The following is a 19,658-nucleotide window of genomic DNA, read 5'->3' as shown; positions in this document are numbered from 1 at the left end:
CTCGGCTGTGGATAACCCGGGGTTATTTGTCACGCTTGTACGAGTTCGAGTGCTGAATCCCTTCCGTATCTCCAGCACCTCTCACGTCCGCGGCGTGACCTCCCGCAGCAGACCCGTCGTCACATCGAAGATGAAGCCGCGGACATCGTCGGTGTGCAACAGGAACGGCGAGGTGCGCACCCGCTGCATCGACTGGCGGACGTCGGCGTCGAGGTCCTTGAACGCCTCGACCGCCCACGACGGCCGCTGTCCCACCTCCGCCTCCAGCTCGTGCCGGAAGTCCTCGGTGAGGTTCAGCAGACCGCAGCCGGTGTGGTGGATGAGCACGACGCTGCGGGTCCCGAGGGCCCGCTGGCTGATGGTCAGGGAGCGGATGATGTCGTCGGTGACCACACCGCCCGCGTTGCGGATGGTATGGCAGTCGCCCAGTTCCAGGCCGAGTGCCTCATGCAGGTCCAGACGGGCGTCCATGCACGCGACGATGGCGACGCGCCGCACCGGGCGCGCGTCCATCCCCGGGTCGGTGAACTTCGCGGCGTAACTGCGGTTGGCCTCCACGAGGCTGTCGGTGACCGTGTCTCCCGTGCGGGCGTCGCGGTCGGTGGATGGGTTCGGCTGCGGCGCTGATATCGACATGATGACGACGCTACCTCTCACCAGGGAATTTTGTCTTCTCTTTAGGTAGGGCAAACGGGGGCAACGAGGTGGGCCGAAGGGGTGATGTGAGGCAGTCCACAACCCCCCGCGCCCCGCGGTCCGGTGCCCGGGGGAGGGGATATCACCCCTGGGGCGGGACGCGCAGGCCGGTTGGTTGACCGAAGGGACGAGTGGACTAAAGTGGCGCGAAGTGGGAGGCGTGACGCTCCCCTCGGATCCCGGAATTTCGCGTGAGCGCGGTGCGTACGTACCCCTCGGCCTCCTCCCGCTCCGGTCGCCTGACGTCACTTCCCCGGCGCCAGTAGGCCACTTCCCCTTCAGAGCGGGCGGGGACCCGGCGGTGCGTATCATCCTCGCCCGATCCTCAGAAGGGCGCACGAGCAGCGCAATGAGCAGCAACGCTCTCCATGTTCCCGTCATGCTCCAGCGCTGCCTGGACATGCTGGCCCCCGCTCTCGCCCAGCCCGGCGCGGTCGTGGTCGACTGCACCCTGGGCCTCGGCGGCCACAGCGAGGCGCTGCTGCGCGACTTCCCCGAGGCCCGGCTGATCGCCCTGGACCGCGACCCGTCCGCACTGCGGCTCGCCGGGGAGCGGCTCGCCCCTTACGGCGACCGGGCGACGCTGGTCCACGCGGTCTACGACGAGCTGCCCGAGGTCCTCGACCGGCTCGGCGTCCCGCGCGTCCAGGGGATCCTCTTCGACCTCGGTGTGTCGTCCATGCAGCTGGACGAGGCCGGGCGCGGTTTCGCCTACGCCCAGGACGCCCCGCTGGACATGCGGATGGACCAGACCACCGGAGTCAGCGCGGCCGAGGTGCTCAACACCTATCCGCCGGGCGACCTGGTGCGCATCCTGCGGACGTACGGCGAGGAGAAGTTCGCCAGGAAGATCGTGGACGCGGTGGTGCGCGAGCGCGCCAAGGAGCCGTTCACCAACAGCGCCCGGCTCGTCGAGCTGATTCGCGAGGCGCTGCCGCAGGCCGCCAAGCGCACCGGCGGCAATCCGGCCAAGCGCACCTTCCAGGCGCTGCGGATCGAGGTCAACGGCGAGCTCGCGGTCCTGGAGCGGGCCATCCCGGCGGCCGTAAGGGCGCTCGCGGTCGGCGGGCGGATCGCCGTGCTGTCGTATCACTCGCTGGAGGACCGCCTGGTCAAGCAGGTGCTCGCGGCCGGTGCCAGCCATACGGCGCCCCCGGGGCTGCCGGTCATCCCCGAGCAGTACCAGCCCCGGCTGAAGCTGCTCACCCGTGGCGCGGAGCTGCCCACCGAGGAGGAGATCGCCGAGAACCGCCGGGCCGCCCCGGCGCGGTTCCGGGGGGCGGAGCGCATCCGGGAAGAGGTCGCCCCATGAGTGCGCGGGGGACGGGCCCGAAAGGACGGCCGGCGCCGGGCGCCGCCACGGCCAGGCGCACACCCTTCGTGCTGCTCGTCGTGGTCCTGCTCGGCTCCGGCCTGATCGCGCTGCTGCTGCTGAACTCCTCCCTCAACCAGGGGTCGTTCGAGCTCACCAGGCTCGAGAAGCAGACCAAGGAGCTCACCGACGAGCGCCAGGCCCTCCAGCAGGACGTGGACAAGCTCTCCGCGCCCGGCGAGCTGGAGCGGCGCGCCCGGGAGCTGGGGATGGTGCCCGGCGGCACCCCCGCCTTCCTCAACCCGGACGGCTCGGTCAGCGGGGTGCCCGCCCCGGCCACGGGGCAGCCCTCGGTGCTCGGCGGCCCCGGCCGGGTGCTGCCGCCCGCACTCGGCGCCACGCCATCCCAGGCGTCGCCCGTGTCCGAGGCGTCGCCCACTCCGTCCGCCCTCGCGCCGCCGTCGCCGCCGTCCGCCACGCCCTCGGTGACCCCGTGGGGGTTGCCCACCGGTCCCTCCGCCTCCGTATCCACCTCTGCCTCCGCCTCCGCGAACTCCACCCCGGCCCCTCAGTAGGTGACACGGTGACGCGATCCCCAGCCTGCGCCCAGCCCACCCCGCCCGCGCGGACGCCCGCCCACGCCCGGTGGACGGCCACCGACCTGAGGACGGCCACTGATCCGAGGACGGCCGACGAGCCGAAGGCGGTCACCGACCCGAAGGCGGCCGTCGCGTGAGCGCGCCCCAGGACCCCCGCCGCCGCGGGGTGCCCGGCCCGGCCGGTCCGCGCGGCGACCGCCGCCCGCGCCAGGAGTCGGCGCGGCGCCCCGTCGACCGCCCCGGAAAACCTTCCGGCCGTCCGGCCCCGCGCCCCCGCCCCGGCGCCCCCCAGCAACTGCGGCTGGGCAGCCCGCGCCCCCGGCTGCGGCTGATCAGCCTCGGCCTCACCCTCGTCATGCTGGTCTTCGTCGTACGGCTGCTCCAGGTGCAGGCCGTCGACGCCAGCGCCTACGCGGCCAAGGCCAACGTCAACCGCTACATCCCGGTGAAGCTGTCCGCCGAGCGCGGCTCCATCACCGACCGCAACGGCGTCGACCTGGCGACCACGGTGGACGCCTACGACATCACCGCCGCCCCCGACCTCCTCACCCCCAAGACGGCCAAGACCCACGACGCGCCCCGCCAGGCCGCGGCCCTGCTCGCGCCCATCCTCGGCAAGGACCAGGCGGACCTGGAGAAGAAGCTCACCGACAACCCCAGGTCGCAGTACGTCGTGCTCGCCCGGCAGCAGTCCCCGCAGGTCTGGAACCAGATCAAGGACCTGAAGAGCGCCCTGGACGACGCGGCGGCCAAGGGCAAGGGCACCAATGTCCTGGCCGGGGTCAACCGCGAGGCGCACAGCAAGCGGGTCTATCCGAACGGGGACCTCGCCGCCGGGATACTGGGATTCGTGGACGCCGACGGACGCGGCTCCGCCGGGCTCGAGCAGCAGCTCGACAAGAAGCTCGCGGGCAAGGACGGCAAGCGCGTCTACGCCCAGTCCGGCGGCCACCAGGTGCCCACCGGCGACGTCAGGGAGCAGCCCGCGGTCCCCGGCAGCGACTACGAGCTGACCATCGACCGGGACATCCAGTGGGCCGCCCAGAGCGCCATCGCCGACCAGGTGCGCAAGTCCGGGGCCGACCGCGGCTACGTCATCGTCCAGGACACCCGCACCGGACAGCTCCTGGCCATGGCCAACGCCCCCGGCTTCGACCCCAACGACATCACCACCACGGACGCCGACGCCCTGGGCAACGCCGCGGTCTCCGACGCCTACGAGCCCGGCAGCGTCAGCAAGCTGATGTCCATGGCCGCCGTCCTCCAGGAGGGCGTGGCGCGCTGGGACACCCATGTGGTGGTCCCCAACCGGCTGCCGCGCGCCGACCGGGCCTTCGCCGACGACATCGACCATTCGACCTGGTACCTCACGCTCAACGGCGTGCTCGCCAAGTCCAGCAACATCGGCACGATCCTCGCCACCGAGCAGCTGGCCAAGACCAAGCGGGAGAAGAACCAGATCCTCTACTCCTACCTGCGCAAGTTCGGGATCGGCCGGCCCACCGGGCTCGGCTTCCCCGGCGAGACCCCGGGCATCCTGGCCAAGCCGCAGGACTGGAGCGCCTCGCAGCAGTACACCATCCCCTTCGGCCAGGGGCTTTCGCTCAACGCCATCCAGGCGGCCTCGGTGTACTCCACCATCGCCAACGGGGGCGAGCGCATCGCGCCCACCCTCGTCCGCGGCGCCAGGGGGCCCGGCGGCGACTTCACCGCGGCGCCCGCCCCCAAGAAGACCCGTGTCGTCAGTAAGGAGACCGCGAAGACGCTCGCCGAGATGCTGGAGTCGGTCGTCGACGATGAGCAGGGCACCGGCGCCAAGGCGAAGATCCCGGGCTATCTTGTCGCGGGCAAGACCGGCACCTCCAACCGGGTGGACCCCAAGACCGGCCGCTACCGCGGCTACACCGCGTCCTTCGCCGGCTTCGCCCCGGCCGACAAACCTCGGCTGACGGTCTACTGTGCCGTTCAGAACCCGACCAAGGGCAGCTACTTCGGCGGTCAGGTCTGCGGACCGGTCTACAAGAAGGTCATGGAGTTCGGCCTCAAGGCCTTGCAGGTCCCGCCCTCCGGGAAGCAGCCCAAACGGCTCCCGGTGAGCTACAACCCGGGCCAGTGAGCGGGCCCAGCAGTGATGACGATCACGCCGGACCCCGGGAACCACGGTCCGGTACGGCCCCGCACCGCCGCCTCATTTCGCGGGGGAGCGGGTGTCCCGGGTACGCTCACCGCCGTGCCCCACGCTGATCAGTCCCAAACCCCTCAGAAGGACGTTTCTGTGGAATACCCGGGAGCGCCCCGTCCCCTCCAGGTCCGCCCGATCCCGCTGGCGGAGCTGGCGGATCAGCTGGGCGTCGAAACCCCCGCAGCCTCGGAAGGGGCCGCGGCCACCGGGATCACCCATGACTCGCGGGCCGTGCGCCCCGGCGATGTGTACGCCGCGCTGGCCGGTGCCCGCCTCCACGGCGCGGACTTCGCCGCCCAGGCCGCCGACCTCGGCGCGGTCGCGGTGCTGACCGACCCGGCCGGCGCCGAGCGCGCCGCCGCCACCGGCCTGCCGGTCCTCGCGGTGGACAACCCGCGCGGCCGGATGGGCGCGCTGGCCGCCACGATCTACGGCGAGCCGGGTCACGACCTGCTCCAGATCGGCATCACCGGCACCTCCGGCAAGACCACGACCGCGTATCTCATCGAGGGCGGCCTCAAGGCCGCCGCGAAGCACGACGGCGGCCTTACGGGTCTCATCGGCACCGTGGAGATGCGGATCGGCGACGAGCGCATCAAGTCCGAGCGCACCACCCCCGAGGCCACCGACCTCCAGGCCCTGTTCGCGGTGATGCGGGAGCGCGAGGTCCGCTCGGTCGTCATGGAGGTCTCCAGCCACGCCCTGGTCCTCGGCCGCGTCGACGGCTGCGTCTTCGACGTCGCGGTGTTCAACAACCTCAGCCCGGAGCACATGGAGTTCCACTCCGGTATGGAGGACTACTTCCAGGCCAAGGCCCAGCTGTTCACCAAGGCCCGCAGCCGCCTCGGAGTGATCAACTACGACGACGAGTACGGCCGCCGCCTGATCGAGCAGTCCGAGGTGCCCGTCACCACCTTCTCCGCCGAGGGCCACCCCGACGCCCACTGGCGCGCCGCGGACGTCGAGGTGGGCCCGCTCGGCTCGACCTTCACCGCCGTCGGCCCGAATGGTGAGTCCGTACGGGCCGCCGCGCCCCTCCCGGGCCCCTTCAACGTGGCCAACGCGCTCGCCGCCGTGGTCGCGCTCGCCGTCGCCGGGATCGACCCGCAGACCGCCGCCGACGGCGTCGCCGCCGTCCCCGGCGTACCGGGCCGGCTGGAGCGGGTCGACGTGGGCCAGCCCTACCTCGCGGTCGTCGACTACGCCCACAAGACCGACGCCGTGGAGTCGGTGCTGCGTGCCCTCCGCAAGGTGACCGACGGCAGGCTGCACGCCGTCCTCGGCTGCGGTGGCGACCGCGACCGGCTCAAGCGCGGCCCCATGGGCGCCGCGGTGGCCCGGTACGCCGACACGGCCGTCCTCACCTCCGACAACCCCCGCTCCGAGGACCCGCTCGCGATCCTCGCCGCCATGCTCGCGGGCGCCGCCGAGGTGCCGGCCCACGAGCGCGGTGATGTGCTGGTCGAGGAGGACCGGGCCAACGCCATCGCGGCCGCCGTCGCCCGCGCCGAACCGGGTGACACCGTCATCGTGGCGGGCAAGGGCCACGAGCTGGGCCAGGACATCGCGGGCGTGATCCGGGCCTTCGACGACCGCCAGGTACTCCGCGAAGCCATCGAGCTCAGTGAGCGAGCCCACAGGCGCGATGCCACGCGCCCCGGGGCGAGCCCACAGCACCGGGACAAACACCTACACGACCAGGGATGACAGACCGCCATGCGCGCACCAGCACCCTCCAGGCAGCTCTCCCGCACGGCCGGAGGTGATCAGTGATCGTACTGTCCCTCGCCGAGATCGCCGGCCTAGTCGGTGGACAGCCGCACGACATACCGGACCCGGACCTGAAGGTCACGGGCCCTGTCGTGATCGACTCCCGTGAGGTGCGGCCCGGCAGCCTCTTCGCCGCGCTCCCCGGGGAGCGCGTGGACGGCCACGACTTCGCCAGGGGCGCGGTCGAGGCGGGCGCCGCGGCGGTCCTGGCCGCCCGCCCCGTCGGCACCCCGGACGCCCCCGTACCGGCGATCGTCGTCCCCGACGTCATCGCCGCCATGGGAGCGCTCGCGCGCGCCGTCGTGGAGCGCCTGGGCACCACCGTGGTCGCCCTCACCGGCTCCGCCGGCAAGACGAGCACCAAGGACCTCATCGCCCAGCTGCTCCAGCGCCGCGGCCCCACCGTATGGACGCCGGGCAACTTCAACAACGAAATCGGGCTGCCTGTGGCCGCGCTCAGCGCCGACGAGGCCACCCAGCACCTGGTGCTGGAGATGGGCGCCCGCGGTAAGGGCCACATCCGGTATCTGGCCACTCTCACCCCACCCCGTATCGGACTCGTGCTCAACGTCGGCACCGCCCATATCGGGGAGTTCGGCGGCCGGGAGCAGATCGCCGAGGCCAAGGGCGAGCTCGTGGAGTCCCTGCCGTCCGCCGTGGAGGGCGGGGTGGCGGTGCTCAACGCCGACGATCCCTTCGTGCGCGCCATGGCGTCGCGCACCAAGGCCCGTACCGTCCTGTTCGGCGAGGCCGAGGACGCCGATGTGCGCGCCGGGAATGTCCGGCTCGCCGACGGCGGCCGCCCCGCCTTCACGCTTCAAACCCCTACCGGGTGCAGCGAAGTGACCATGCGCCTGTACGGTGAGCACCACGTGTCGAACGCGCTCGCCGCGGCCGCCGTCGCCCATGAGTTGGGCATGTCCGTCGACGAGATCGCCGTGGCGCTCTCCGAGGCGGGGCAGCTCTCCCGCTGGCGGATGGAGGTCACCGAGCGCTCGGACGGCGTGACGGTCGTCAACGACGCCTACAACGCGAACCCCGAGTCCATGCGAGCAGCGCTGCGCGCGCTGGTCGCCATGGGCGCTGTCACACCGGGGCGTCGCACGTGGGCGGTGCTCGGCCCGATGGCCGAGCTGGGCGAGGAGTCACTGGCCGAGCACGACGCGGTCGGGCGGCTGGCCGTCCGGCTCAACGTCAGCAAGCTCGTGGCGGTCGGCGGCCAGGAGGCCGCCTGGCTGGACATGGGCGCCAAGAACGAGGGTTCGTGGGGTGAGGAGTCGGTGCACGTGTCCGACGTGCGGGCAGCGGTCGATCTGCTGCGCAGCGAGCTGCGACCGGGGGACGTCGTGTTGGTGAAGGCGTCCCGGTCGGTCGGCCTGGAGGCGCTCGCGCAGGCGCTGCTCGACAGTGAGGGTGAGGTCGCCGGCCGATGAGCATGGGGCATACCCTCTTCGCTGAAGCGATCGCCGCGGGGGCGGAAGACCACGTACCCGCCATGAGGCAGGTCCTCTTCTCGGGAGCCATCGGTCTCTTCCTGACCCTGATCGGCACCCCGCTGCTGATCAAACTGCTGGCCCGGAAGGGCTACGGCCAGTTCATCCGGGACGACGGCCCGCGGACGCACGGCAGCAAGAAGGGCACGCCCACCATGGGCGGCATCTCCTTCATCCTGGCCACGCTGATCGCCTACGCCGTGACCAAGGTGCTCACGGGCAGCCAGCCGACCTTCTCCGGGGTGCTGGTGCTCTTCCTGTTCGCGGGGATGGGCCTGGTCGGCTTCCTGGACGACTACATCAAGATCGTCAAGCAGCGCAGCCTGGGCCTGCGGGCCAAGGCCAAGATGGCCGGCCAGCTGATCGTCGGCGTCGCCTTCGCGATCCTCGCCCTGAACTTCGCCGACTCGCGCCAGCAGACCCCGGCCTCCGACCGGCTGTCCTTCGTCCAGGACTTCGGCTGGTCCTTCGGCCCGGTGATCTTCGCGATCTGGGCGCTGTTCATGATCCTCGCGATGTCGAACGGCGTGAACCTCACCGATGGCCTCGACGGTCTGGCCACCGGCGCCTCCGTGATGGTCTTCGGCGCCTACACCTTCATCGGCGTCTGGCAGTACCAGGAGTCCTGCGCCAACGCGTTGACCCTCACCAACCCCTCGTCCTGTTTCGAGGTGCGCGACCCGCTCGACCTCGCGGTCGTCGCCTCCGCACTGATGGGCGCCTGCTTCGGCTTCCTGTGGTGGAACACCTCGCCCGCCAAGATCTTCATGGGCGACACCGGCTCCCTCGCCCTCGGCGGCGCGCTCGCGGGCCTGGCCATCTGCTCCCGCACCGAGCTGCTGATGGCCGTCCTCGGCGGTCTCTTCGTCCTGATCACCCTGTCCGTGGTCATCCAGGTCGGCTCCTTCCGGCTCACCCGGCGACGGGTCTTCCGGATGGCACCGCTCCAGCACCACTTCGAACTCAAGGGGTGGAGCGAAGTCCTTGTGGTGGTCCGGTTCTGGATCATCCAGGGCATGTGCGTGATCGTCGGCCTCGGCCTCTTCTACGCGGGGTGGCGGGCCTCGTGACGTCGGGCGCCGCCTCCCTCGACGTGTCCGACCTCGCCGGACGGCAGGTCACCGTCGCCGGACTCGGCGTCTCCGGGGTCCCCGCAGCGCGTGCGCTGCGGGGCCTCGGGGCCTCGGTGACCGTGGTCAACGGCAGCGACGGCGAACCGCAGCGCGCCCAGGCGGCCGAGCTGGAGCCACTGGGCATCACGGTCCGCCTCGGCGACGGGGCGACTCTTCCCGACGGCACCGAGCTGATCGTGACCACCCCCGGCTGGAAGCCCACCAGCCCGCTCTTCCTGGCCGCCGCCGAGGCGGGCGTGCCCGTCTGGGGCGATGTGGAGCTGGCGTGGCGGCTGCGCGGGAAGGACGCCCCGCCCTGGCTCGCGGTCACCGGCACCAACGGCAAGACGACCACCGTAAGGATGCTGGCGGCCATCCTGGAGGCGGCCGGGCTGCGCACCGCCGCCGTCGGCAACATCGGCGTCTCGCTCCTGGACATCGTGCTGGGCGACGAGCCGTACGACGTGCTGGCCGTCGAGCTCTCCAGCTATCAGCTGCACTGGGCGCCCTCGCTGCGCGCCCACTCCGGGGCGGTGCTCAACCTCGCCCCCGACCACCTGGACTGGCACGGCTCCATGGCGGCCTACGCGGCCGACAAGGGCCGGATCTACGAGGGCAACCAGGTGGCCTGCGTCTACAACGTGGCCGACCCCGCCACCGAGGACCTGGTGCGCGCGGCCGACGTCGAGGAGGGCTGCCGGGCGATCGGCTTCACCCTCGGCACCCCGGGCCCCTCCCAGCTCGGCGTCGTGGAGGACATCCTCGTCGACCGGGCCTTCGTGCCGGACCGGCAGAAGCAGGCGCAGGAGCTCGCCGAGGTCTCCGACGTGAACCCGCCGGCCCCGCACAACATCGCCAACGCCCTCGCGGCGGCCGCCCTGGCCCGCGCCTACGGCGTCCCGCCGACGGCCGTACGGGACGGTCTGCGCGCCTTCCGGCCCGACCCGCACCGGGTGGAGCATGTGGCGGACGTCGACGGCGTGGCCTACGTCGACGACTCCAAGGCGACCAACACCCATGCCGCGGAGGCGTCGTTGGGCGCCTATGAGCACATCGTGTGGATCGCGGGCGGCCTCGCCAAGGGGGCCACCTTCGACGAGCTCGTCCTTACGGCGGCCAAGCGGCTGCGCGGCGTGGTGCTGATCGGCGCCGACCGCGCCCTGATCCGGGAAGCGCTCGCGCGACACGCAGCAGATGTCCCGGTCGTGGACCTCGACCGGACCGACACTGGGGCGATGGCTGCGGCTGTGCGCGAAGCGGCGCGGCTCGCCCGGCCGGGCGATACCGTCCTGATGGCCCCGGCCTGTGCCTCGATGGACATGTTCACCAACTACAACAAGCGGGGCGACGCCTTCGCCGCGGCCGTTCATGACCTGGCCTCCGGCCGGGTCCCGGACGATCAGTAGCCCGCCGGTCCCCCGCGAGGACCGCCCGCGCGGGGAAACCGGAGGGGATACGACATGACGCCCGACCAGCCCGCCGCCCCGCGCTCCCGGACGGCCCGCCCCGGCACCGGCCGCCCGGTGCCGCGCTCGGGCGGTGCCCCGCGGCTGCGGGAGGCCGTACGGGGCAAGGGCCGGGCGGCGTCACCGGCCCGTCCGCGCGGTACGGCGGGCGCCACCCGGCCTCCGCGCCGCCCGTCGAGGGTGAGCGTCCCTGAAGCCCTGCGCGGGCTTCAGCAGCGTGTCAGGCGGGCCTGGGACCGGCCGCTGACCGCGTACTACCTGCTGCTCGGCGGCTCGCTGCTGATCCTGGTGCTCGGGCTGGTCATGGTCTACTCGGCCTCCCAGATCAAGGCGCTCCAGTCCGGGCTCTCACCGTCGTACTTCTTCCGCAAACAGCTCTTCGCCGCCGCGCTCGGCGGCGCGCTGATGCTGCTCGCCGTGCGGATGCCCATCAAACTGCACCGCGCCTTCGCCTATCCACTGCTCGCGGTCTCGGTCTTCCTGATGTGTCTGGTGCAGGTCCCGGGCATGGGCATCGCGGTCAACGGCAACCAGAACTGGATCTCCTTCGGCGGCCCGTTCCTGCTCCAGCCCAGTGAGTTCGGCAAGCTCGCGCTGGTCCTGTGGGGCGCCGATCTTCTCGCCCGCAAACAGGACAAGCGGCTGCTGGCCCAGTGGAAGCACCTGCTGGTCCCGCTGGTGCCCGCGACCGGTATGCTCCTCGGCCTGATCATGCTGGGCGGGGACATGGGTACCGCGATCATCCTCACGGCGATCCTTTTCGGCCTGCTGTGGCTGGCCGGCGCCCCCACCCGGCTCTTCGTGGGCGTCCTCGCCTTCGCCGGGGTCATCGGCATGCTGCTCATCAAGACCAGCGCCAACCGGATGTCCCGGCTCGCCTGTATCGGCGCCACCGAGCCCGGTGCGCACGATCAGTGCTGGCAGGCGGTGCACGGGATCTACGCGCTCGCCAACGGCGGATGGTTCGGCTCAGGGCTCGGGGCAAGTATGGAGAAATGGGGCGAACTGCCCGAACCGCATACTGACTTCATCTTCGCCATTACCGGGGAGGAACTCGGTCTGGCGGGGACGCTGTCCGTTCTCGTTCTCTTCGCGGCTCTAGGCTATGCGGGTATCCGCGTGGCCGGACGCACGGAGGACCCCTTCGTGAGGTACGCCGCGGGAGGCGTGACCACCTGGATCACGGCCCAGGCCGTGGTCAACATCGGCGCGGTGCTGGGTCTGCTGCCGATCGCGGGTGTTCCGCTCCCGCTGTTCTCCTACGGAGGGTCCGCCCTGCTGCCGACCATGTTCGCCGTCGGCCTGCTGATCGCCTTCGCACGGGCAGAGCCCGGTGCGCGGGCGGCGCTGGCCATGCGGCAGCCTGCTTTGCGGAAGAAGCTGGCTCGGGTGAGACGGAAGACGATGAGACGGCCCGTCAAGAGGCGGCCGTCCGGAGAGCGGTGAATTTCGGTGCATGTCGTACTCGCCGGTGGGGGGACCGCCGGCCACATCGAGCCCGCGCTCGCCCTCGCGGACGCCCTGCGCAGGCAGGACCCGACCGTGGGGATCACGGCGCTCGGCACGGAGCGCGGGCTCGAGACCCGGCTCGTACCGGAGCGCGGCTATGAGCTCGGGCTCATCCCGGCCGTACCGCTGCCGCGCAAGCCCACCCCCGAACTGATCACCGTCCCCGGGCGGCTGCGCGGCACCATCAAGGCCGCCGAGCAGATCCTGGAGCGCACCAAGGCCGACTGCGTCGTCGGCTTCGGCGGCTATGTGGCCCTGCCCGGCTACCTGGCCGCCAAGCGGCTCGGCGTGCCGATCGTCGTCCACGAGGCCAACGCCCGCCCCGGCCTCGCCAACAAGATCGGCTCCCGGTACGCCCACTTCGTGGCGGTCTCCACCCCGGACAGCAAGCTCCGCAACTCCCGCTATGTGGGCATCCCGCTGCGCCGCTCCATCGCCACCCTCGACCGGGCCGCGGTCCGCCCCGAGGCCCGCGCGGCCTTCGGGCTCGACCAGAACCTGCCGACGCTGCTGGTCTCCGGCGGCTCGCAGGGCGCGCGACGGCTGAACGAGGTGGTCCAGACGGTGGCGCCGTTCCTCCAGCGCGCCGGGATCCAGGTGCTCCACGCGGTCGGCCCGAAGAACGAATTGCCGCATGTTGACAACATGCCCGGAATGCCGCCCTATATCCCGGTACCGTATGTGGACCGTATGGACCTCGCGTACGCCGCGGCCGACATGATGCTCTGCCGCGCGGGCGCGATGACCGTCGCCGAACTGTCCGCCGTCGGGCTCCCCGCCGCCTACGTCCCGCTGCCGATCGGCAACGGCGAGCAGCGGCTCAACGCCCAGCCGCTGGTCAAGGCGGGCGGCGGGCTGCTGGTCGACGACGCCGAGCTGAGCCCCGAGTGGGTGCAGAGCAATGTGCTGCCGGTGCTCGGCGACCCGCACCGGCTGTACGAGATGTCCCGGCGCGCCGCCGAGTTCGGCCGCAGGGACGCCGACGAGCTGCTGGTCGGCATGGTGTACGAGGCGATCAGCGCACGCCGCCAGGCGTGAGGAGGCAGGGAGCGTGGCCGGACCGTCGACCGCCGAGCGCGGCGCACGAGGGACGACTCCGTCCGGCCCGCCCCCACGCCTCCTCCGGGTCCGCCGCAGGCTCCGGCCGCCCCGCCGCCGCACCCTGCTGGTGACGGCGGTGGCGGTGACCCTGCTCGGCGCCGGGGCCGTGTGGCTGCTCTACGGCTCGAGCTGGCTGCGGGCCGAGCGGGTGCGGGTCGCCGGCACCACCGTCCTCACCGCCGACGAGGTGCGCGACGCCGCCGATGTATCCCTGAACACCCCGCTGGTGGCGGTGGACGGCGGAGCGATCGAACACCGTGTGCGCGAGCGGCTGAAGCGGATTGCGAAAGTGGACGTATCCCGGTCATGGCCGCACACCGTCAGTCTGGTGGTGACGGAACGCAGGCCCGAAGCCATTGTCGAAGAGGACGGGAAGTTCCACGAAGTGGACGCCACGGGAGTCCGGTTCTCCACGCTGAGCAAGCGCCCGAAGGGGGTTCCGCTGCTGGAAATGGAGTCGGATCGGTCGCCGAGTTCGCGCCATTTCGGCCCGACCCGACTGCGTCGCGAGGCGGTCCGGGTGGTCACCCAACTCCCCGAGAAGGTCCGCCAGGACACCCGTTCCCTCCGGGTCCGCTCGTACGATTCGATCACCCTGGAGCTGACCGGGGGCCGTACCATCGCCTGGGGGAGCGGAGAGCGCGGCGAGGCGAAGGCGAAGGCGCTCACCGCCCTGATGAAAGCGCGGCCGGACGCCGACCACTTCGATGTCCAAGCGCCGAGTGCCCCCGCGGTGTCTCGCAGTTGACGTGGATAGCGGCAGGCCAGCACCCTGGTTGGCTAGCCCGCTGGGTGATCACATAGGGTGAAAAGAAAAGCGGGAGGTTCGGCGTGTTCATTGAACGCGCGACACTTGTCGACTTAGTGTCCTGTTCCGAAGAGTCCGGGAAACAGAGGCACTGGTAACCCTAAACTTCAGCGTTAGGGTTGGGGTCGGCAATCGGAACCGTCCCATTCGGCATCAGTCGGCGCACCGCGGCAACAGCGGGGTGGCGACACGTAACTCGAGGCGAGAGGCCTTCGACGTGGCAGCACCGCAGAACTACCTCGCAGTCATCAAGGTCGTCGGCATCGGCGGCGGTGGCGTGAATGCCATCAACCGGATGATCGAGGTCGGGCTCAAGGGCGTCGAGTTCATCGCGATCAACACCGATGCGCAGGCCCTGCTGATGAGTGACGCGGACGTCAAGCTGGACGTCGGTCGCGAGCTCACCCGGGGCCTGGGAGCCGGCGCCAACCCCGATGTCGGCCGTAAGGCGGCCGAGGACCACCGCGAGGAGATCGAGGAGGTCCTCAAGGGGGCCGACATGGTCTTCGTGACGGCGGGTGAGGGCGGCGGCACGGGCACCGGCGGTGCCCCGGTGGTCGCGAACATCGCCCGCTCGCTGGGCGCACTGACGATCGGTGTGGTCACCCGTCCGTTCACCTTCGAGGGCCGCCGCCGTGCCAATCAGGCGGAGGACGGTATCGCGGGTCTGCGGGACGAGGTCGACACGCTCATCGTGATCCCGAACGACCGGCTGCTGTCCATTTCGGACCGTCAGGTGAGCGTGCTCGACGCGTTCAAGTCGGCCGACCAGGTGCTGCTGTCGGGTGTTCAGGGCATCACCGACCTGATCACCACCCCGGGTCTGATCAACCTCGACTTCGCGGACGTCAAGTCCGTGATGTCGGAGGCCGGATCGGCGCTCATGGGCATCGGCTCGGCCCGCGGCGACGACCGCGCGGTGGCCGCGGCCGAGATGGCGATCTCCTCGCCGCTGCTGGAGGCGTCCATCGACGGCGCCCGGGGCGTGCTGCTCTCCATCTCCGGCGGCTCGGACCTCGGTCTGTTCGAGATCAACGAGGCCGCCCAGCTGGTGAGCGAGGCCGCCCACCCCGAGGCCAACATCATCTTCGGCGCGGTGATCGACGACGCGCTCGGCGACGAGGTCCGGGTCACCGTGATCGCGGCGGGCTTCGACGGCGGTCAGCCGCCCGCGAAGAACCGCGACAAGGTGCTCGGCTCCTACAGCGGTGGCGGCCGCGAAGAGGGATCCGGCAGCTCCTCGAACCGCCCGGCCGGCCAGGACACCGGCAGCCGCCCGTCCTTCGGCGGGCTCGGCAGCGTCACCCCGCGCGAGGAGGAGCCCGCCCCGGCGGACCCGGCCCCGGTCGCCGAGGTGCCGCCGCCGGTGCCCACCCCGCACCCCCAGGTCCCCCCGGCTCGCCCCTACCCGGAGAGCCAGGCCGAGGAGCTGGACGTCCCGGACTTCCTGAAGTGAGCCGTCCGGTATGGCTCGGCGGCGACTTTGAAGTGAACCAGACGTGATAGCGCAACAGCACGACGCGAGCGGCGCGCACTTCGCCTTCACCGACCGGTGGGGCGGGGTGAGCGCCGCTCCGTATGAGGAGCTCAACCTCGGCGGGGCGGTCGGCGACGACCCCCAGGCCGTACGGACCAACCGAGAGCTGGCCGCCAAGGCGATGAGCCTGGACCCGGCGGCGGTCGTCTGGATGAACCAGGTGCACGGCCGGGACGTCGCGGTGGTCGACGGACCGTGGCCGGACGACGAGATCCCGGCGGTGGACGCGGTGGTGACGCGGCGTCGGGGCCTCGCCCTGGCCGTCCTCACCGCCGACTGCACCCCGGTGCTGCTGGCCGATCCGGTGGCCGGGGTCGTCGGCGCCGCCCACGCCGGGCGGCCGGGACTGGTCGCCGGAGTGGTCCCGGCGGTGGTGAAGGCGATGACCGAACAGGGCGCCGAGCCCGCCCGGATCGTCGCCCGCACCGGTCCCGCGGTCTGCGGCCGCTGCTACGAGGTCCCCGCGGAGATGCGCGCCGACGTCGCCCGGACGGTGCCGGAGGCGTGGGCCGAAACCAGCTGGGGTACCCCCGCCGTGGATGTGGCGGCCGGTGTTCGGGCCCAACTGGCATGCACGGGTGTGCGGATGGACGAGATGGATGGACAATCTCACATCTGCACCCTGGAGTCGGCGGACCACTTCTCGTACCGGCGCGAGCGCACCACGGGGCGGCTCGCGAGCTATGTCTGGTTGGGCGGCTGAGCTGTGACGGATCGCAAGGCGGAACTGGCCGCGAATCTGGCCCGGGTGGAGGAACGTATCTCTGCCGCCTGCGCCGGGGCCGGTCGCAAGCGCGAAGAGGTGACCCTGATCGTGGTCACCAAGACCTATCCGGCGAGCGATGTCCGTTTGCTCGCGGAACTCGGCGTACGGCATGTCGCCGAGAACCGCGATCAGGAGGCCGCCCCCAAAGCCGCGGAATGCGCGGATCTGCCATTGATCTGGCACTTTGTCGGGCAATTGCAGACCAATAAGGTGCGTTCCGTATCGAGTTACGCCGATGTGGTGCAATCTGTCGATCGCAAGCGATTGGTCGACGCGCTCTCCCGTGCGGCTGTGGGGGCCGCGCGGGAACTGGGCGTCCTGATTCAGGTCGCGCTCGACGTGGACTCCAGTGACCGGGGAGAGCGCGGAGGGGTTGGGCCGGACGGAGTGGAACGGCTTGCCGAGTCCGTGGCCGAGGCCGAAGGGCTCCGGCTCGACGGTCTGATGACCGTCGCCCCGTTGTCGGGTCCCTACGAGGGGCGGCCGCGGGCGGCGTTCGACCGGCTGATGGAAATCTCATCCCGCCTGCGCGTGGCCCATCCGGCTGCGAACATGGTCTCGGCGGGGATGAGCTCGGACCTGGAGGAAGCGGTGGCGGCGGGGGCGACACATGTGCGCGTCGGCACTGCGGTACTCGGAGTCCGACCCAGGCTCCGGTAACGTCGCGAAGAAGTCGGACCACAGCAGAAAATATGGTCATTCCCGTCAAAAGGCGGGCGGGCCACGTGGATCCATGGCATCCGGTGGCGGAGCCGATCCACCACAGAGCGGAGGACGCAGAAAATGGCCGGCGCGATGCGCAAGATGGCGGTCTACCTCGGCCTCGTGGAGGACGATGGGTACGACGGCCGGGGATTCGACCCCGACGACGAGTTCGAGCCCGAGCCGGAGCCCGAGCGGGAGCGGGACCGTCGGCGGCATCAGGTGGTGGAGACCGAACCGCGGCCGGAAAGGGGCGAATCTGTGCGAGTCGTCCACCCTCCCGCACAACGCGAACCGGCCCCACTTGCGGTGGAAACCGGGCGACCCGCGCGAATTGCCCCCGTGGCGTCCATCACACCTGAACGTCAGAACTTGGAGAAGAACGCGCCAGTGATCATGCCCAAGGTCGTGTCCGAGCGGGAGCCGTACCGCATCACCACGCTGCACCCCCGGACCTACAACGAGGCCCGTACTATCGGGGAACACTTCCGTGAGGGCACTCCCGTGATCATGAATCTGACGGAGATGGACGACACGGATGCGAAGCGACTTGTCGACTTTGCGGCCGGTCTGGTGTTCGGTCTCCATGGGAGCATTGAGCGGGTGACGCAGAAGGTGTTCCTGTTGTCTCCTGCTAACGTCGATGTCACGGCGGAGGACAAGGCCCGTATCGCAGAGGGCGGGTTCTTCAACCAGAGCTGAGACGCAAAAACGGCAAACCGGCAACACCGAGTCATCCGAGGCCGAAAGGCCGAGTACGAACCAGGGGAGAGGGACGCGCGGGATGGGCATCGCACTACAGGTGATCTACATCGCGCTCTACTGCTACCTGATCGTGCTGATCTTCAGGCTCGTGATGGACTACGTCTTCCAGTTCGCGCGCTCGTGGCAACCCGGTAGGGCGATGGTGGTCATCCTCGAGGCCACCTACACTGTGACCGATCCGCCACTCAAGCTGCTCCGGCGGTTCATTCCGCCGTTGCGTCTCGGGGGTGTGGCGCTCGACCTGTCCTTCTTCGTGCTGATGATCATCGTCTGGATCCTGATCACCGTCGTGAGCAATTTTGCGAGCAGGGTGTGAACGATACGGTCTTGCCGATTGCCGACGACTACGTTGAGGTGAAGTAGAGATGCCGTTGACCCCCGAGGACGTGCGGAACAAGCAGTTCACGACCGTCCGCCTCCGAGAAGGCTATGACGAGGACGAGGTCGATGCCTTCCTCGACGAGGTCGAAGCCGAACTGACCCGGCTGTTGCGGGAGAACGAGGATCTGCGCGCCAAACTGGCCGCCGCGACACGTGCCGCGGCCCAGAGCCAACAACAAGGCATGCGCAAGCCTCCCGAACAGCAGGAGCGGCCAGGCGCACCCGTGCCCGCCGCCATATCTGGACCGCCGCAGCAGCCGGTGCCGCCCGGCCAGCAGCAGATGGGTGGCCCGCCCCAACTCCCGGGCGGAGCCCCGCAGCTGCCGGCCGGCCCGATGGGCCAGAACGGCCCCGGGCCGATGCAGCAGGGTGGCCCCGGTCCGATGCAGCAGGGCGGTCCGGGCCCGATGCAGCAGGGCGGACCCGGCCCGATGGGCCAGAACGGACCCATGGGTCCCGGCGGGCCCATGGGTGGCCCGATGGGCGGTCCCGGTGGCCCGGGTGGCCCCGGCGGTCCTGGCGGCCCCGGTGGCCCGCAGCTGCCGCAGCCGGGGCAGGGCCCGGGCGGCGACAGCGCCGCGCGCGTGCTCTCGCTCGCGCAGCAGACCGCCGACCAGGCGATCGCGGAGGCCCGTTCCGAGGCCAACAAGATCGTCGGCGAGGCCCGTAGCCGCGCCGAGGGCCTGGAGCGGGACGCCCGCGCCAAGGCCGACGCGCTGGAGCGGGACGCGCAGGAGAAGCACCGTGTCGCGATGGGCTCCCTGGAGTCCGCTCGCGCCACGCTCGAGCGCAAGGTCGAGGATCTGCGCGGCTTCGAGCGCGAGTACCGCACGCGGTTGAAGTCGTACCTGGAGAGCCAGCTGCGCCAGCTGGAGAACCAGGCCGACGACTCGCTCGCCCCGCCGCGCACCCCGGCAACCGCGTCGCTGCCGCCGTCCCCCTCGATGAGCGGCTCCATGGCCTCGGCCGGCGCCGGCACGATGGGTGGCCACACGATGGGCGGCAACCAGTCCATGGGCGGCCACAACCAGAACGGCGGAGCGCCGTCCTACGGTGGCCAGCAGCAGATGTCTCCCGCGATGACCCAGCCGATGGCACCGGTGCGGCCGCAGAGTCCGCAGCCGATGCAGCAGGCGCCGAGCCCGATGCGGGGCTTCCTCATCGACGAGGACGACAACTGACGCGGGGCGCGTAAGCGCGGAGCGTTCGGCAATCACAAGGGCCGGGTCCCAGGAGCCTCCTCCTGGGACCCGGCCCTTTGCCGTGCGCGCGCTGGCTGCGGGGGCTTTTCCCTACCCGCCCCTTCCCGAACCAGGGGCTCCGCCCCCGGACCCCCGGACGCCCTCCGGGCGTGTCCTCAATCGCCGGACGGGCTGATTTCAGCCCGTCCGGCGATTGAGGACCGGGGTCCGGGGCGGAGCCCCGGTTGTGGAGAGGGGCGGGGTGGGGAACAAACCCC

Annotated in this window: 18 protein-coding genes; 17 read left to right on the top strand and 1 reads right to left on the bottom strand. The window is 70.9% G+C overall.

Annotated elements, in window-relative coordinates:
• Positions 1 to 81: 81 nt before the first annotated feature.
• Positions 82 to 636 (bottom strand): beta-class carbonic anhydrase, encoded by a 555-nt coding sequence (locus tag ACJX2R_RS16150; protein ID WP_413100670.1) that lies wholly within the window; start codon positions 634 to 636, stop codon positions 82 to 84.
• A 409-nt stretch (positions 637 to 1,045) separates the two neighbouring features.
• On the opposite strand from ACJX2R_RS16150, the gene rsmH reads away from it, so the two are divergent.
• From rsmH to ACJX2R_RS16065, 17 genes are all read left to right on the top strand, one after another.
• Complete coding sequence (rsmH, locus tag ACJX2R_RS16145; protein WP_413100669.1) at positions 1,046 to 2,008, top strand: 16S rRNA (cytosine(1402)-N(4))-methyltransferase RsmH; 963 nt, start codon at positions 1,046 to 1,048, stop codon at positions 2,006 to 2,008.
• Entirely contained in the window at positions 2,005 to 2,583 is a 579-nt protein-coding gene (locus ACJX2R_RS16140; protein WP_413100668.1) for a septum formation initiator family protein, read from the top strand. Before rsmH ends, ACJX2R_RS16140 begins: the two co-directional genes overlap by 4 nt.
• 8 nt (positions 2,584 to 2,591) lie before the next feature.
• Positions 2,592 to 2,744, top strand: coding sequence for a hypothetical protein (locus ACJX2R_RS16135; RefSeq protein ID WP_413100667.1), 153 nt, complete (start codon positions 2,592 to 2,594; stop codon positions 2,742 to 2,744).
• Positions 2,741 to 4,723, top strand: a complete 1,983-nt coding sequence (locus ACJX2R_RS16130; RefSeq protein WP_413100666.1) for a peptidoglycan D,D-transpeptidase FtsI family protein — start codon at positions 2,741 to 2,743, stop codon at positions 4,721 to 4,723. Before ACJX2R_RS16135 ends, ACJX2R_RS16130 begins: the two co-directional genes overlap by 4 nt.
• Positions 4,724 to 4,735: 12 nt before the next feature.
• Positions 4,736 to 6,496 carry a UDP-N-acetylmuramoyl-L-alanyl-D-glutamate--2,6-diaminopimelate ligase gene (locus ACJX2R_RS16125; protein ID WP_371106042.1) on the top strand — a complete coding sequence of 587 codons (1,761 nt, stop codon included), beginning with the start codon at positions 4,736 to 4,738 and terminating at the stop codon, positions 6,494 to 6,496.
• Between the two features lie 62 nt (positions 6,497 to 6,558).
• The gene (locus ACJX2R_RS16120) at positions 6,559 to 7,992 is read left to right on the top strand and encodes a UDP-N-acetylmuramoyl-tripeptide--D-alanyl-D-alanine ligase (RefSeq protein WP_413100665.1); all 1,434 of its coding nucleotides are present in this window, start codon (positions 6,559 to 6,561) and stop codon (positions 7,990 to 7,992) included.
• A 62-nt stretch (positions 7,993 to 8,054) separates the two neighbouring features.
• Positions 8,055 to 9,122, top strand: a complete 1,068-nt coding sequence (mraY, locus tag ACJX2R_RS16115; protein WP_413100664.1) for a phospho-N-acetylmuramoyl-pentapeptide-transferase — start codon at positions 8,055 to 8,057, stop codon at positions 9,120 to 9,122.
• Complete coding sequence (gene murD / locus ACJX2R_RS16110; protein ID WP_413100663.1) at positions 9,119 to 10,570, top strand: UDP-N-acetylmuramoyl-L-alanine--D-glutamate ligase; 1,452 nt, start codon at positions 9,119 to 9,121, stop codon at positions 10,568 to 10,570. The genes mraY and murD overlap by 4 nt, the downstream gene beginning before the upstream one ends.
• A gap of 54 nt (positions 10,571 to 10,624) precedes the next feature.
• Positions 10,625 to 12,076 carry a putative lipid II flippase FtsW gene (ftsW, locus tag ACJX2R_RS16105; RefSeq protein ID WP_413100662.1) on the top strand — a complete coding sequence of 484 codons (1,452 nt, stop codon included), beginning with the start codon at positions 10,625 to 10,627 and terminating at the stop codon, positions 12,074 to 12,076.
• Positions 12,077 to 12,082: 6 nt separating this feature from the next.
• Positions 12,083 to 13,177 (top strand): undecaprenyldiphospho-muramoylpentapeptide beta-N-acetylglucosaminyltransferase, encoded by a 1,095-nt coding sequence (gene murG / locus ACJX2R_RS16100; RefSeq protein WP_262701411.1) that lies wholly within the window; start codon positions 12,083 to 12,085, stop codon positions 13,175 to 13,177.
• A 13-nt stretch (positions 13,178 to 13,190) separates the two neighbouring features.
• Complete coding sequence (locus ACJX2R_RS16095) at positions 13,191 to 13,988, top strand: cell division protein FtsQ/DivIB (RefSeq protein WP_413100661.1); 798 nt, start codon at positions 13,191 to 13,193, stop codon at positions 13,986 to 13,988.
• 277 nt (positions 13,989 to 14,265) lie between these two features.
• Entirely contained in the window at positions 14,266 to 15,504 is a 1,239-nt protein-coding gene (gene ftsZ, locus ACJX2R_RS16090) for a cell division protein FtsZ (protein ID WP_262701409.1), read from the top strand.
• A gap of 43 nt (positions 15,505 to 15,547) precedes the next feature.
• A complete protein-coding gene (pgeF, locus tag ACJX2R_RS16085) occupies positions 15,548 to 16,288 on the top strand; it encodes a peptidoglycan editing factor PgeF (RefSeq protein ID WP_413100660.1) in 741 nt (246 codons plus the stop codon).
• 3 nt (positions 16,289 to 16,291) lie between these two features.
• Positions 16,292 to 17,011 carry a YggS family pyridoxal phosphate-dependent enzyme gene (locus ACJX2R_RS16080; protein ID WP_413100659.1) on the top strand — a complete coding sequence of 240 codons (720 nt, stop codon included), beginning with the start codon at positions 16,292 to 16,294 and terminating at the stop codon, positions 17,009 to 17,011.
• 123 nt (positions 17,012 to 17,134) lie between these two features.
• The gene (locus ACJX2R_RS16075; protein WP_030831675.1) at positions 17,135 to 17,755 is read left to right on the top strand and encodes a cell division protein SepF; all 621 of its coding nucleotides are present in this window, start codon (positions 17,135 to 17,137) and stop codon (positions 17,753 to 17,755) included.
• 82 nt (positions 17,756 to 17,837) lie between these two features.
• On the top strand, positions 17,838 to 18,134 hold the full coding sequence (locus ACJX2R_RS16070; RefSeq protein ID WP_014060001.1) for a YggT family protein: 297 nt from the start codon (positions 17,838 to 17,840) through the stop codon (positions 18,132 to 18,134).
• Positions 18,135 to 18,183: 49 nt separating this feature from the next.
• Positions 18,184 to 19,380 (top strand): DivIVA domain-containing protein, encoded by a 1,197-nt coding sequence (locus ACJX2R_RS16065; protein ID WP_413100658.1) that lies wholly within the window; start codon positions 18,184 to 18,186, stop codon positions 19,378 to 19,380.
• The last annotated feature ends 278 nt before the right edge of the window (positions 19,381 to 19,658 follow it).

Origin of the sequence: Streptomyces sp. Inha503 (genome assembly GCF_047215865.1) — a bacterium.
GTDB lineage: Bacteria > Actinomycetota > Actinomycetes > Streptomycetales > Streptomycetaceae > Streptomyces > Streptomyces lycopersici.
Note: the sequence above shows the minus strand (reverse complement) of the source record. Positions and strands in the feature narration are given on the sequence as shown.